The following is a 14,499-nucleotide window of genomic DNA, read 5'->3' as shown; positions in this document are numbered from 1 at the left end:
ATTTTAAGGCTTTCTCAAAATGAGACGGGGCACTACTTTTGATAATAAGAATGCTAAGAGGTGCTCTTATGAACTCTAAGCGCAGATATTCCTATTTGATCCCTTCCGTACTGGTTGTGACGTCCCTTATTTTGTCAGCCTGTCAAGAGGCTAGTCACCAGGTCACTCCACGTGTGGCGTCAAATAATAAAAATGCAAGGGTGGAATCTGTCGCCGGGCGCACGAAGCTGACCAAAGAACAAGAAGGTCAAGTCGTCGACCCAACGAGCTTAGTCCCTTATCAAAAGCATTTAAAAGCCGCCTTCGATAAGCTTAGTGAAGGTTCAACAACGTCGTGGCCAACACTGTTTAAGTTAAAAAAATGGATCATTGCTCCAATGGATCTTAAAAAGGACGAGGCGAAGTCTCTTTCGATGACTTACTCTGAAGCCACGGCGCAAGCCCAAGCTCGTCAAACACAGTTTGAAGTGTGGATTGATTCACGCACGGTGAAAGATGCGACTGACGCGGATAAAGCCCAATTGATTCTGACAGAATTCCTCACAGGTCTTTACACGCTTAAAAACCTGCCGGGCGATCAGCTTTGCAATCTGGTTAAAGAAATTTCTCCTAAATCCCAGTGTGTAGCTGCGAAGGAAGATGTTTCTCAGCAAGCGCAAGCAGATGCAGAAGTAAAAAAACAAGAGACAGCAAGAAAAACTCAACAACGTGCTGCGGGTAAGACGCCTCCAAAACCTGCGGTTCAGCGTTCGACTCTTGTGCAAGCGACACCGCTCAATCAAGGTGATTATAACAACATCCGTGTTGTTAAAAATTATATTCTTCAACAAGGTGAGAACCTTCGTCACGATGAGCTTGTTAAAAAAATGTCTGAGACAGGTTTTGATGTGCGTATTTTCAATGTGGAAATCAAAGCTGACAATGGGATGGGAGACACAGGAAAAGTGAACGGCGAAGCTCTTGAGTCTCTTTTTGTTCAAGCAAAAGCCTTGGATAAGAGCAAGGCCACTTGCCACCTGTTGCAATTAGGTACAAAGAGCTCATGTGAGATCTCTGTTCAGCGCACTGTTGAACAAGTTCCTGATGCAGAGGCTCGTCACCTGCTTAAATACTCTTTGAAAGAAGAAGGTGCTGAACAGGCTTTCCTTTCTGAGACGGTTTATCAATTAAAAGAAATCTCTATTGGTCGTTATCCTGATAAAGAAACCAAAGAAGAACTTCGCTTGGTGCCGCTCACAGGTGTCGCTTTAAGTAACCGCGAAGTCGGTGCGACTTTCCGTATGACTTATATGGTTGTTACAAGAACCAAAGACGCGTTGAAGTTGGAAGGCTTCCTGGCAGTTCCCGGTGAAGTTTCTAAAACAACTCACGATGAACAAAAAAATAAAACTTTGTGCGAGGGCAAACTTCCTGAAGCCAAAGATAAAAACGGCGATGTGATTCTTGTTACGAAAGATAGCAAGTACGCAGAAGCCATCAAGTCCGTTTTAAAAGGTATCCAAGTCGTTCCACCGTGCTGGTAGGGCCTGAAAAAAGGCCGCTCTTGTAATTGGCGCGGCCTTATGTTAGCCTTATTCTTGTCGGGGTCACTCCTGACGTCTATGAGAAATTAAATCCGTCATTATTCCTTATTCTAAAACTTCATTCGACTCATTCAGGGTCTTTGGACGGATTTTCTATATGCAAAATAATTTAATAAACGTGACCGTAAGGTCGCTAGGCTTTGAGCTTCCTCAAGGCGAAAAACTTTTTTCAGATATTTCATTTTCTTTAAACGCTTCTCGCTACGGACTGGTGGGACCTAACGGCGTGGGGAAAAGTACCTTGGCTAAAATTTTAGCGGGCTTGCTTTCACCTTCGTCAGGAGAAATCAAAGCATCGCACGCCATTGTGTATTTAGCGCAATCCGAAGAGGCGAAAAATCAAACTGTGGCGGAATATTTAATTCATCTCTGGGACAGTCCTCATGTCTCAGCCGAAGAGTGGGGCCCTTTGCTTCAAAATATTTCGCTAGAAAGTTATTTAACGACCTTGAGCGGAGGCGAATGGACTCGCGTGCGTATTGCGGAAGCTTTATCCCGAGCTGGTGGTTTGCTTATTTTAGATGAACCTACCAATAACTTGGATAAAGAAGCGCGAAGCTACATCGCTGAATTTGTCGATTCTTACCGAGGAGCTTTGCTGTTAATCAGCCATGACCGTGATCTTTTAAATCACGTGGACTCTATCCTGGAACTTTCAAATCAGGGATTGTCCGTCTATGGCGGGAATTATGAGTTCTATAAAGAACAAAAAGAAAATGAACGGGAACTTCAAGAGGAAAAACTGGATCGCGCTCGTCGTGAGAAAAAGAAATTGGAAAGAGAGCACAAAGAAAAACTGCAGTCGCAAGAAAAGCGTATGAGAGAAGGCACTCGCAAGGCGGCTCGCGGCGGAATTCCGCGCATTATTGCGGGTGGTTTAAAACGTCGTGCGCAGGAAACCCATGGCAGGATTCAGTCTCATGAGGAAAAACGTGTGGAAAAAGCCCAAGAGAGTTTTCAAGATTTGTTTGCAAAGACAAAACGCGAAAGCACTTTGGGCTTGGAACTACCGGAAACTTCAGTGCCTGAAGGAAAATTGATTTTTGAACTCGAAGATTTCAATATCAAATTTTCTTCTCAGGAAAAAAATCTGTGGCCTGAAGGTATTTCTATGGTGATGAAAGGTCCCAAACGCTGGGCTTTAGCAGGAGCTAACGGAGCTGGTAAAACCACTTTGATAAAAACTCTGTTGGGGCAAGCACCCTCTGAGGCGCAAGTTTTCGGGGCTCTTCACAAAGGAGATTTGGCAACGGCTTTTCTTGATCAAAAGTATTCCCTTTTAAACGGAGATCACTCGATTCTAGAAAACGTGATGGAACAATCTCGCTATGATTTGATTGAAACCAGAAACCGTCTGGCGCGCTTTCAATTTATGGGAGAAAAAGTTCATCAAAAAGTAAATTCACTCAGTGGAGGAGAAAAGCTCAAGGCTTCGCTTGCGAAAATTCTTTTGGCTTCCCCAGCGCCGCAGTTTTTAATTTTGGATGAACCGACAAACAACCTGGATATCGCAAGTCTTGAGGTGCTTGAAGAAGCTCTTTGCGAATATCAAGGGGCTTTGTTGGTGGTGTCCCACGATGAAGTTTTTCTTGAGAATATCGGAATCAGTGAGGTCTACCTTTTGCAATCTTAGCTCTTACTATGATTGCTCGTTGGTTGACCTCCTTGAGTTTTGTGTGTTTTGGCCTACTTAGCCTGATGGTTCTTCAGATGACGAAGAGGCCGCTTTGTATCGATTCCAAGGTTGTCGAAAGAATTGACAGGCTCGCTGAGAGCGGAACGGACTCCATTTTTCGTTGCGCTCTTAACAAAGCGACCCCCTACAATCAATTTTTTAGCGAGCATGTGAAGGATCTCAGTTACCGCGTTCAGCAGACAGAAAGGCTCCTTGAAAGCATGGAGCCTTTCTATCGCAAGGTGCAGATCACAATTCTGCAAGACCGACCGTATCTTTTCCGTATTCAAGGTCATCAAATTTATATCGGCGAAAAACTTTTGGAAGCTCCGGGGCATCTTGAAAAAGGTCTTCTAAAAATCTGGTATCGTGAAAGAAATGAGGCTCTGTTTTCCGAACAAGCTTTGATGGAGGAAGTCGTCACAGATTTTCTTTTGTATTTGCAAAGCGGTGATTTGGATATCGGTGATCCGACAACAAAAATCAAAACTGCCTTGCGTAAAGTGAAATGGCCTTATGTCATTAAATCTGTTTCGGCTTATTGTGATTCGCCATGGAAACAATCTGAACATTTCGCCGCTTGCCAAAACAAACAGGAAGCCGTGTCCTTGATTGATCAACAGGTGATTGAGATGAGCTTAAGACCTCTTCTGGTCACAAGTTGGATTCGTTCGTTTCAAGATCTTTCGGTGAAAGAGCGTTTTTATTTCACACAAAATCTGCCTCAACTTTTACGCTCCGAGCATTCTCCTGCACTGCCAATTGTGCCGGTAGCGGGAATTCCGGGAGCGCGAGAGACTATATTGTTGCGCGCGGCTGACGCGATCAAAAACGTGAACTCTTTTGTTGCGACTTCACAAGCAATGAAAGACTCTGAGGTTCATCGTCTCTTTGTTGCAAACTTCACCAATGAACTTCGCTCTAATGGTTTTCAAGATGCTTTTGCAGAAGCTTCCTTTGACGTTCTTTACGTCAGTCAGGAAGGTTTGTCAGAAAGCTCCAAAGTGTTTCAGCAGTTTATAAAGATCGCAAAGTCCCAGCCAAAACTGCAGATCGCTCTTCAAGATAAAGAAAATCTTTGGATGCTTCCATCGCGATATCCGATTCCGTTAAAATCCTTTGGACAAATCAAAGCCACACGCACAGTAGTTGAAAAATGCGGCGGTTATAACTTTAGTTACGTCATGGACTACGCCGACATGACGGAAAAACTTTTGGTCGTAGATCACTGCGATTCGAAAAGAGAAATTCAGTTCTCTCGCTTCCTTAGCGAGGGGGCGGAAGGCTTCGGCGCCCAGAATAAGGGTATCGCCTTTGTGCAATTTCACTTGCCGTCTCTTTTAATGAAGAAGGCGGAACTGGAACAGGTTGCCAATGTTTTTGAATTTATCCAGAAACGTGATGTAGAAAGTCCGTCTTTTAAAAGCCTTGGCTGGCGCGAAGTGCATTGGAGTGAACAGGCCAAAGCTTATCAGCCGAAGGCTTACGTGGACGCGATCGAATGGTTCCGCGTACCCAACTAAAAACTGCTTGGACCTGATGCTTTCTTTGAGTACCATTAGGTGCAAAGGAAACAGGTTTGTATGAAAACACTAAAATTACTTGCAGTGGCAGCTTTGACTCTTTCATTTGTTGCATGTTCTTCGCCTAAAGAAGACGAAGTGAAAAAAGCAAATGGTGGAGGAACACCCAGCGTTCCATCCAAACCTCTTCCAACAACATGTTCTCAAGATCTTTTAGCGCGACTTAACTGGAGAGGCGATCGTTTGGCTTTTGGCTATACGGTTGAAGTGGGGACGACAAAAGATGTTTACACAGAAACCCACACTGTGAGCCAAACTGAAAAGACGTTTCTTTTCTCTTTAGAGCGTGGCGCGACTTACTTTATTAAAGCGACAAAATACTTAGGTGATGGTTCCGTGACGCAATTCCAGAAAATTGAATTGTACGTACCGACTTGTGATAAGAGAGCGGATTGGCAAAAGGCTCATCCTACTTACATCGAGCCTTTTGATTTCTTGGTTACTTGGACTAATAACTAATCAAGACTTGGCAGTTCTGCCTTAAACTCTTTGATTTCATCCATCTTCGTTTGGCGTTCGCGCTCTAGATTGTTGATGTCTATCTGAATGCCAGAAACTGTCGAGCGCAATGAAGAAACATCCGTCGACAAAGAAGAAATTCGTCCATCCAAGTAACTGCGTTGTGATGAATTCGCAATCGGCGTAAAATTTCTTTGAGCTTCCAAAGAGGAAACTTCTCTTTCAAGACTTCCCAGGCGACCTTGGTTGTAACTTAAGTCGGCTCTGCGAGAATAAATTTTTGTTTCGATATCACGAACGTCGGATTCGCGTGAACTGATCATCGCCTGCACGTATCTCTTACGACCTTTGCGATATTCCACCAAAAATGCGGGTTCTAAATCTTTAGGGCAGATGTTTTGATACTTCTTGCCTGAGGTTCCGGCATTTTGACCGTTGGATTTTGCACAATAGTCTTTGACCCCTTTTTTATGTTCCGCCAAAAGAACATTGATCTGAGGTCCTTCGCAAACTTCGCGAGAATAGAAGTCGCCGCTTTTACCGACTTGATAAGCGTAAGGAGGACTGCAGTATTTTTGCATCCCGCTTTTGAATCCCTGATCCAGTTGTGATTCTTGAATTTCAGCTTCGACTTTGCGGCACTCATTTACAAGCTTGTCTGAATTAAGCCATTCACCGCGAAGAGCGACTTTCTTCCCGTGTTCAAACCAGTTGGTAGACTCACACTCTTTTTTCTTAAAATAACTCGCACACGCCGTTAGACTTAAAGCCAAAGCAATCAAAAGAATTCGTGTCATTTACGACCCCACAAGCTGTTTGAGTTCACTTTCAAAACTGTGCTGATCTTCCATGGCTTGAAGCATGGTGTTTTCAAGATCTTCAATCTGAGCGCTCGTGTCGTGGAGCTCTTTTGCCAGAGTTCCCGCTTTTTCTCCCGCCGCATTCATCAGTTTTTCATTTAAAGAATCTCTCATCTTATTAAGATCGGCAATCTTCTTATCGCAGTCTTCAATAAGCTTTTGGGATTTTTTAATCTGGCCTTCAAGTCTTTTGCGCTCTTCTTTGTAGTTGAACTTCGTGGACTCATCCGATTTTCCAGTGAAGCGGACGGAGGCGTTGGCATTTTCGAAAACTCGATCTGCCAAGAAACCTTTTTGCAAACTCCATACGTACTCATCGTAGGTGCCCGGATATAGGGTGAGTTTTCCGTGATTCACTTCCAAAATTTTGTTCGCAACACGACCAATGAAACCGCGATCATGGCTGACAGTGACGATTGTGCCTTCGTATTTTTCCAACGCCGTTGTCAAAGCTTCAACGGTGTCGAAGTCCAAATGATTTGTCGGTTCATCTAACAATAGTAACGGAGATTTCTGTAAAAGAATCTGCCCCAAGGCCACGCGAGATTTCTCGCCACCTGAAAGGACTTTGACTTTCTTTAAAGCCGCATCACCTGAAAACAACAAACTTCCTGCGATATTAAGAACATCTTGATGAGTCACTTCTTTGTGAGCCAGCGATGCCATCGCTTCAATCACAGTGTGCTCGGGATTTAAAGCTTCCGGAGTGTGCTGAGCAAAATAAGAAAAACTAACTTGATGGCCCCACTTAATGGAACCTTTCACTAAAGGAATTTGTTCGCCCAAAGATTTAAGCAGAGTGGATTTACCAGCTCCGTTAAGACCCACGATACCCAAGTGATTGCCACGCTCTAAGCGTAGTGAAACATCTTTAAGAATGACTTTGTCGCCGTAACCACAATCCACATGTTCCACTTCCAAAATTGTTTTCCCCGTCGGGCTTGCCGGAGGAATATGGATGTGGGAATGTGTGGGAGCCGCTTTCATCTCGATCACTTCCATTTTTTCCAAAGCTTTCAAACGGCTTTGCGCTTGACGGGCTTTGGTGGCTTTTGCACCGAAACGAGTGACGAAATCCATAATGGATTTTCGTTTGGCCTGTTGATTAAGAATTTGTTTTTGCAAAATTTCATTGAGCATCGCTTTTTGCTCAAAATAGTCATCAAGGCTTCCTGGAAACTTCACGATGTCGCCGGATTCAACTTCCAAAATATGATCCGTTACACGACGAAGAAATTCGCGGTCATGCGAAATCAAAAGGAAGGCGCCTTTGAATTCCTGTAAGAAATTTTCAAGCACCAACAAAGTTTCAAGATCCAAAAAGTTCGTCGGCTCATCCAGCAGAAGCAAATTCGGCTCTTGTCCAATCAAGTACAAAAGCTTCACGCGCATGCGATAGCCACCGCTGAGTTGTTTTAAATGCGATTGAAAATGCGCTTCACTTAATCCCAGCTTCAAACCGAACTGTTTAAGCTCCCACAGAGGTTTAATACAGTTCTTCGCAAGATACTCTTCAACTTTTTCATCCACATTCCAGTCAGATTCCTGTTCTAGGTATCCCAAGCGCAGTTGTTGAGATTTCGTGACGATGCCTTGATCAAGGTGTTCTTGATCGACCAGGATTTTAAACAGCGTGGATTTACCGGCTCCGTTGGGACCTATGACACCAACGTGTTCCCCTTCGTTAATAGCAAAGGTGGCGTCTTCAAAAAGACTTTTTGAACCAAAGGCTTTGTAACCGGATTGAAGTTGTAGAAGGGTGATAGCCATGCCCAGAAACTTCTCTGAAAAGTCGCATGACGTCAAGAAAAAGGGCCTGTTTTCACAGACCCTTCTCGGTATTTAATTTGGAATTAATAAACTAGAAATCAGCGATGTTGTCTTGAAGGTTCGGGAAATCGATGAATGGATTTCTGTTACCTTGAGTTTGGTAAATGTCATCGTTGCGACGAATTTCTTCGTCATCAATCGGATCTTCTTTCGCCCATTTGCGCAAGAAAGCTTCTTCGCTGGCATTGATCGGAAGATCGTAGCGCAAAGAGAAGTAGAACAAGGCGCGAGCGACATTTCCCTTGTGATTGTGAGGTGGTTCAAAGATCTCTTTACCACCGCCATCTGGAGTGCCGAAGCGAGACGCTGGGCAACCCAAAGTTTTCGTGTCTTTCACAACTTCACCGAAGTTGTTGTTACCACGAACAGAGTTCAATTTTGAATCAGTAGGGAAGAGGTGATGAAGATCGGCTTTTTGAGTGCCTTTATCGAATTTGCCAGAGAAACGGCTTTGTGGCCACGTGTGCTCAACGTTGATCACGTTGCTGTCAGGAATTCTGTTGGGAGCGGGAGCATTTCCGCCTCTGAAATCGGCGGCTGTTTTTTCATTGTCACAGTAGACATCTGTTACTGAGTAATTTCCGCCGCCATTATCGTGAAGATAGAATTTACCCATCAAGTAAACGCGGGCTCCGTTGTATCCGATCGAAGTTTGCGCATAACAATTAGAACCGCTGCAGTTGTTGACGATCTGATCAAGGCCACCGTTCACACGGAGATGATAACTTCTTAAAACTAATTTGATGCTATTTTTTAAATCGTTGTTGCTAATTCCAGAAGCGAGGTCGTTATAAAATTTCTCGCCGTAGTAAGGAACTTCCTGAGAAGCGGGAGCGGCATGTCCGAAGTTTGCAGAAAACAGGACCACCAGTGTAAGCATCAAAACGTTCATCTATCCTCCATAGTTAGACATTTCTTGGTGTCTAGTAGAAACACTGCGCCCTATTCGCAGCATATACGGGGTTCACGCGTAAAACCTAATTCACGGATCGCTCAGCTTGCAAGAAAACTCCGTAAAGCTAACGTTTTCCCAACAATTCTTCGCTGTGCATTACTTAAGTCGGGGGCAAAACGATCCCAAAATGAGAAAATCTAGAGTTTTTGACGCCGTAAGCTCATGGAATAAGGCGATTTCCCGATAAGTCTAATCATGAGATTTGGGGAAAGAGATACCAATATGACTTTCAAAACATTTGTCGTTTTCATCATGTCGGTTCCATTCCTCGTCCAAGCGCAAACGGCAACAGCACCCAACTCTGCAGCTGTTTTTCAAAACATGCAGCTTCAACAACAATACATGGTGCAACAACAGCAAGCCCAAATGGCGGCGGTCGAAGCTGCAAATCAGCAAGCTGTTCAAGCGCAAGCCGATGCCACACAAAAGCAAAATATCTTTCAATTGATCTTGGGACTTTGTCCTTTGATGTTCGGTGGCGGTTCCAAATCCGCGATGGGTAATACCGGTAACAAACTGCAAGACGCCGCTTATGAAATGGAAGACGCGGCGTGGGCGGCTCGTGAAAAAGAAGGGTTCGTTTACGAAAAAGATTTGAACCGTGATCTCGCTCGTGAAATCGGGGGAGATGCTAGCGCCAAGTTTGCCAAAGGTTGTGATCACTTCATCAATAAAGAAGGTCAGTTGGGAGCTTGGGGTTCTTACACTCTTCAACAAATCAAAGACAAGCCGGAGTCCTTTGGCTTGAACGTTCCGGATGACATCACGAAGTGGTGCCCGAATTATCCTAAGATGAGTAAAGACCAAAGAGAGCTCTACTGGGTGTGGATCATCATGTCGATGGCGTCTTCCGAATCAAGTTGTAATCCGAACAACGACAATCGAAATGCTCCGAACGGAACGGCGATCGGTCTTTTGCAGGTGTGGAAACCTGTTTGTCCGAAAGCGCGTGATCTGCACGTGCCTTATCAAAATATCCAATGCGGTATCGATCTTCTTGCGAAAGAACTTCAAAATCGTGACACGTTGATGACTCCAACATCGAAAGGTCCAGAGGGAACTTACTGGGGACCTTTGCGCAGTGATGATTGGAACAAACGTCGTGGTGGCGATATCGCGGGCGCGCAGAAAACTCGCGGTTTGATGAGTCAATATCGTTACTGCAAATAATATTTCCGTCGAGCCATAGCCAAATTGTCTTCGATGTGCTTTATTAAGCGCATGAGCAATGAATCAAAATGTCCTAAATGCGGTTCCGAACATATTTATCAAGACGGCAACTTGTGGGTGTGCCCAGAGTGCGGTCACGAGTGGAGTGTGCATGCCTCCACCGAGGTTGTAGAAGAGGTTCCCGCGTCGAATGTTATTAAAGATGCGAACGGCAACATTCTTCAAGACGGTGACACGGTTACTGTGATCAAAGACTTGAAAGTGAAAGGTTCTTCTTCCTCTGTGAAAGTAGGAACGAAAGTGAAAAACATCCGTTTGGTGTTTGATAGCGCCGATGGACACGACATCTCTTGCAAGATCGATGGTTTCGGCGCGATGAATCTGAAATCTCAATACGTGAAGAAGGCTTAGGCCTTCTTCTTTTTATTGTTTTTAACGTCTTCTTTGCGTTTGGCCTTCACGCGATTTTTGTTATCGACAAAAACCACTGATGGCTCATGCTTCTTGGCTTCTTCAAGGCTTAATCCACAGTAAGAACAGATGATCACAAGGTCGCCTCGTTGGACGTGGCGGGCGGCAGCTCCATTGAGGCAAATCTCGCCTTTGTTTCCTAAGATCACATAAGTTGAAAAGCGTGCGCCATTATTGCAGTTGTAAATATCTACGCGCTCATTGATGAGCAAACCTGAAGCTTTGATCAGATCAGGACAGATGCTCACGGAACCTTCGTAATCAAGGTCCGCTCCAGTGACAGTCGCGCGGTGAATTTTTGCTCTTAACATTGATAAATTCATAATCGAAATCCTTAAGTATTGTATTGCAAAGCGATCAGCATGCCTTTAAGAACCAAGTCCGGCACAATCTCATCGAATATTTTTTCTTTTTCAAATAATGAAGAAAATCCGCCCGTGCCAATCACAAGAGGCTTTTCATCTTGGAAACATTCTTTCGTGATACGCTCACGAAGTTCTTTAATCGTGCCCAAGTGACCGTAGTATAGACCCGATTGAATGCTTTCCACCGTCGAACGTCCCAAAGCTTCATGCATAGAAATGATTTCCACCGATGGCAGCTTCGCGGTTTTACTTTCAAGTGCTTCCATGTTTAAGCGAAGACCTGCGACGATAGAGCCGCCCAAGTAGTCTTTGTCTTTGGTGACGGCACAAAATGTTGTCGCAGTTCCTAGATCCACCAAGATCAGATTTTTCCCTGGATACAAGTGAGTCGCCGCAATAGAGTTCGCAATTCTATCGGCGCCGACCTCCAGAGGATTGCGGTACTTCACCTTAAGACCCGTTTTCACTCCGGCTTGCAAGATGAATGGGTTGATATTGAAGTACTTCATACACGCACCACGAAGCGAGTAAATCACTTCAGGCACGACACTGCAGATCGCAATTTGTTTGATCTTCGAAGGATCATAACCGTTCTCACGAATCGCACTGCGCAGGAAGATTCCTGTTTCATCCGAAGAAGCTCCGCTTTTGGAGTTCTTACGGAAAGACAAAACCATTTTGTCTTTGTCAAAAAGACCGGCATAAATCTGTGTATTGCCGACATCTAGGCATAAAATCATATAGCGTCCTTGGGTATAAGCACTTGAATCAGTTCGTAAGTCAGTTGTTCCAAGCTTTCGCAAGGGACGGCTTCCTTTGAATTGATCAAGGTGAACTTGTGAGTTCTTTTAACAATATCAATATCTGTCATGTCGTTATGAACGACATAATCCGCATGAGAACCTTTAAAAAGTTTTTCAACAGCCGCTTTGCGCTCATTTTCAGAAGCATGGCTTGTCAGTTTAAAGGCGATCACTTGGATGTTTTTATTCTTCGAATAGTCTTTTAAACGATCCACAATCTTATGGTTGCGTTTAAGGTGAATGCTCATGCTATCGGCATCAGAGCTGACTTTTTTCACTTCAAATGGATGATAGTTTTTCCCGTTCACTTCGATCGTGTCGACGGAGTAATCGCTAACGGCCGCGGCATGAATCACATGTGTGAATTCATTTTGCGAAAGATAATCCTTCATTTTCTCATCAAGGCTCGCAAAGCTTGTGAAGAAATCTTTTTTTGCGACGTGCTCTGCTTTAAGCGAAGTCCCGTGAGCTTGAAGTAGCGTTACATCAAAACCCATTTGCCCCATGGCTTCGGCAATAGCAATTCCTGTGCGACCAGAGCTTAGATTGCTGATCACGCGAACTGTGTCGATAGGCTCTTGCGTTCCGCCTGCAGTAACAAGAACTTTCACTTTAGAAAACGCGGAAGCTCTGGCTGCTTTTGCAGGGTCAACGGCCGTGGCAGGTTGTTTTTTTAACGCCTCCAGAGTGAATTTCAAAATTAAATCAGGCTCTAAAAGTTTTCCCCAACCTTCTTCACCGCAAGCAAGAATTCCTGAAGCGGTGTCGAGAATCTCAATACCCATTCCACGCAAAGCCTCTAAAGACTTTTGCGTCACCGGATGTTTGTACATACTGGTGTTCATCGCAGGAGCGACAAGGAAAGGCTTTTTAAAATCGTGAGCGAGGAACAAAGTCTGAACTAAATCATCACCCACACCTTGAGCGGCTTTATTGATGAAATTTGCCGTTGCGGGAGCCACCAAAATCGCGTCAGCCCATCTCATCAAATGAATATGATCCATGACGTTGCCAGTGGCGTACATATCACTCACTACGGGCTTTCCCGTCAGGCCCTCTAAGGTTGCATTACCGACAAACTTTAAAGCCGACGGTGTTGCCACCACTTGCACTTCGCAACCGGCTTGCACAAGGCGAGAAACCACATGGCACGCTTTGTAACAGGCGATAGAGCCCGTCATCATAAAGAGAACTTTAGATTTCGACATTGTCTATCAACCTCACTTCTCCCAATTTCGCCGCAACAAAACGGCGGTTCCCGATATCAGTGACATAGTCGACAACAAAACCCTGAGAGTTGAGTTTTATAGCCGCTTCTTCGGCAGATTTACTTTCCGTGATGGCTTTATAAATCGCTGGAGCTTTGGCGCGCTCTTCGGCAGACAATCTTGTATTGCGAGAACTCATGGCAAGACCATCTTTTTCACGCATTGTGGGAACAGGAACGATTTCCAGATTCATAAAGAAGCTATCCACCATGCCTTTGATCAAAGTCAGTTGTTGGAAATCTTTTTCACCGAAATAAGCTTTCGTCGGGGAAACGATGTTAAACAATTTCATCACCACCGACAAAACGCCGTCAAAGTGTCCAGGGCGGTGAGCGCCGTCCAACAATTTAGAATATTCATTCTCTGTGACTTTGTAGCGATAGTTATCCGGATACATGTCGCTATACTTTGGATAAAAAATAGCATCCACGCCGTTACGCTCGGCCATCGCAAGGTCGGCTTCCCAAGTTTTAGGATACTTTTCCAAATCGTTCGGATCATTGAATTGCGTCGGGTTCACAAAAATAGAAAGCACGACAAAGTCATTGTCATCATAAGCGCGTTTCAACAAAGACTCATGGCCTTCGTGCAGAGCCCCCATAGTCGGGACAAAGCCGATGGAGCCGTGTTTTCCCCAGCGCCAGGTTTTAAATTCTTGAGGCGAGCGTAAAACTTGAATCATGAATAACTCTCCTTCTCTGTAGGAAAGGCGCTTTCAACAACTTCATCATGATAAGTGTTGAAAACATTTTTCAAAGTTTCATAACCGTTGAAATAAGTTTTTAGATACTTTGGTTTAAATCCTTCATTCATTCCAAGCATGTCTTGCAGAACCAAAACCTGTCCGTCGCAGTCAGGACCCGCACCAATACCGATTGTTGGAATTTCTAAAGCGGCTGTTATTTCACGCGCAAGCTTTGAAGGCACACACTCCAGCACGACTGAAAAAGCTCCAGCGTCTTGAAGTTGCAAGGCTTGTTCTTTGATTTTCTTTTGCGCTTTTTCATCGCGGCCTTGAACTTTAAATCCACCCAATTGATTCACAGATTGGGGAGTAAGTCCCAAGTGACCCATCACTGGAACACCGGAATCCACCAAGTGACGAACTAGCTCAATATTTCCAGAGGCGCCTTCCAGTTTCACAGCGTGGGCTCCAGCCTTCATGATCTTTTCAACGTAAGTCATGTTGGCCGTTAAGCCTTTGCGGTAACTCATAAACGGAAGATCACCGATAACAAATTTATCTCCGGCTCCGCGAACGACCGCCGCTGTATGAAGGGCCATCATATTGACTGAAGCATTCAAAGTCGTCTTATGTCCGTGCATGGTCATTGCCAAAGAATCACCGACTAAAAGGCAATCGATATTGCTGGCAGCAGCAATGCGCGCAAAAGAATAGTCGTAGCAGGTGAGCATGGAAATTTTTTGCTTTTTGATTTTCTTATCTTGGAAATCAAGGATGGTTTTCATAAGGGCC

Annotated in this window: 14 protein-coding genes and 1 riboswitch; of the genes, 6 read left to right on the top strand and 8 right to left on the bottom strand. The window is 44.5% G+C overall.

Features of this window, described 5'->3' with window-relative positions:
* Window positions 1-68: 68 nt before the first annotated feature.
* The 4 genes from ACLSSO_RS17130 (at window position 69) to ACLSSO_RS17115 (ending at window position 5,300) form a co-directional block, all read left to right on the top strand.
* Complete coding sequence (locus tag ACLSSO_RS17130; protein WP_413943526.1) at window positions 69-1,523, top strand: hypothetical protein; 1,455 nt, start codon at window positions 69-71, stop codon at window positions 1,521-1,523.
* Window positions 1,524-1,680: 157 nt separating this feature from the next.
* Window positions 1,681-3,216, top strand: a complete 1,536-nt coding sequence (abc-f, locus tag ACLSSO_RS17125; protein WP_413943524.1) for a ribosomal protection-like ABC-F family protein — start codon at window positions 1,681-1,683, stop codon at window positions 3,214-3,216.
* Window positions 3,217-3,428: 212 nt separating this feature from the next.
* Window positions 3,429-4,781: a hypothetical protein gene (locus tag ACLSSO_RS17120; protein ID WP_295904300.1), complete on the top strand. Its 1,353-nt coding sequence runs from the start codon at window positions 3,429-3,431 to the stop codon at window positions 4,779-4,781.
* 60 nt (window positions 4,782-4,841) lie between these two features.
* The gene (locus tag ACLSSO_RS17115; RefSeq protein WP_295904298.1) at window positions 4,842-5,300 is read left to right on the top strand and encodes a hypothetical protein; all 459 of its coding nucleotides are present in this window, start codon (window positions 4,842-4,844) and stop codon (window positions 5,298-5,300) included.
* On the opposite strand, the gene ACLSSO_RS17110 is transcribed toward ACLSSO_RS17115, so the two are convergent.
* The 3 genes from ACLSSO_RS17110 to ACLSSO_RS17100 form a co-directional block, all read right to left on the bottom strand.
* A complete protein-coding gene (locus ACLSSO_RS17110; RefSeq protein WP_295904296.1) occupies window positions 5,297-6,097 on the bottom strand; it encodes a DUF2799 domain-containing protein in 801 nt (266 codons plus the stop codon). The genes ACLSSO_RS17115 and ACLSSO_RS17110 overlap by 4 nt on opposite strands.
* Window positions 6,098-7,930, bottom strand: a complete 1,833-nt coding sequence (locus ACLSSO_RS17105; RefSeq protein ID WP_295904294.1) for an ABC-F family ATP-binding cassette domain-containing protein — start codon at window positions 7,928-7,930, stop codon at window positions 6,098-6,100. It abuts the gene before it with no gap.
* Window positions 7,931-8,021: 91 nt separating this feature from the next.
* Window positions 8,022-8,882, bottom strand: coding sequence for an endonuclease I family protein (locus tag ACLSSO_RS17100; protein WP_413943521.1), 861 nt, complete (start codon window positions 8,880-8,882; stop codon window positions 8,022-8,024).
* A riboswitch (purine riboswitch) is annotated at window positions 8,873-8,971 on the bottom strand. Its footprint overlaps the gene before it by 10 nt.
* Window positions 8,972-9,167: 196 nt before the next feature.
* Between ACLSSO_RS17100 and ACLSSO_RS17095 the strand changes: the two genes are divergently transcribed.
* Window positions 9,168-10,115: a hypothetical protein gene (locus ACLSSO_RS17095; RefSeq protein ID WP_295905539.1), complete on the top strand. Its 948-nt coding sequence runs from the start codon at window positions 9,168-9,170 to the stop codon at window positions 10,113-10,115.
* A 51-nt stretch (window positions 10,116-10,166) separates the two neighbouring features.
* The gene (locus tag ACLSSO_RS17090; RefSeq protein ID WP_295905538.1) at window positions 10,167-10,526 is read left to right on the top strand and encodes a zinc ribbon domain-containing protein YjdM; all 360 of its coding nucleotides are present in this window, start codon (window positions 10,167-10,169) and stop codon (window positions 10,524-10,526) included.
* Here ACLSSO_RS17090 and panD read toward each other — a convergent pair.
* Genes panD through panB form a run of 5 tightly spaced genes read right to left on the bottom strand, consistent with a single transcriptional unit; the run spans window position 10,523 to window position 14,492 of the window.
* Complete coding sequence (panD, locus tag ACLSSO_RS17085; protein ID WP_295905537.1) at window positions 10,523-10,909, bottom strand: aspartate 1-decarboxylase; 387 nt, start codon at window positions 10,907-10,909, stop codon at window positions 10,523-10,525. The two genes, ACLSSO_RS17090 and panD, sit on opposite strands and share 4 nt — an antisense overlap.
* A gap of 11 nt (window positions 10,910-10,920) precedes the next feature.
* On the bottom strand, window positions 10,921-11,691 hold the full coding sequence (locus tag ACLSSO_RS17080) for a type III pantothenate kinase (RefSeq protein ID WP_295905535.1): 771 nt from the start codon (window positions 11,689-11,691) through the stop codon (window positions 10,921-10,923).
* The gene (gene coaBC, locus ACLSSO_RS17075; protein ID WP_413943520.1) at window positions 11,688-12,962 is read right to left on the bottom strand and encodes a bifunctional phosphopantothenoylcysteine decarboxylase/phosphopantothenate--cysteine ligase CoaBC; all 1,275 of its coding nucleotides are present in this window, start codon (window positions 12,960-12,962) and stop codon (window positions 11,688-11,690) included. The genes ACLSSO_RS17080 and coaBC overlap by 4 nt, the downstream gene beginning before the upstream one ends.
* The gene (gene panC, locus ACLSSO_RS17070; RefSeq protein WP_295905533.1) at window positions 12,949-13,704 is read right to left on the bottom strand and encodes a pantoate--beta-alanine ligase; all 756 of its coding nucleotides are present in this window, start codon (window positions 13,702-13,704) and stop codon (window positions 12,949-12,951) included. The genes coaBC and panC overlap by 14 nt, the downstream gene beginning before the upstream one ends.
* On the bottom strand, window positions 13,701-14,492 hold the full coding sequence (panB, locus tag ACLSSO_RS17065; protein ID WP_413943518.1) for a 3-methyl-2-oxobutanoate hydroxymethyltransferase: 792 nt from the start codon (window positions 14,490-14,492) through the stop codon (window positions 13,701-13,703). The genes panC and panB overlap by 4 nt, the downstream gene beginning before the upstream one ends.
* Between the last annotated feature and the right edge of the window lie 7 nt (window positions 14,493-14,499).

This window comes from Bdellovibrio sp. HCB-162 (assembly GCF_047344985.1).
Classification (GTDB): domain Bacteria; phylum Bdellovibrionota; class Bdellovibrionia; order Bdellovibrionales; family Bdellovibrionaceae; genus Bdellovibrio.
Note: the sequence above shows the minus strand (reverse complement) of the source record. Positions and strands in the feature narration are given on the sequence as shown.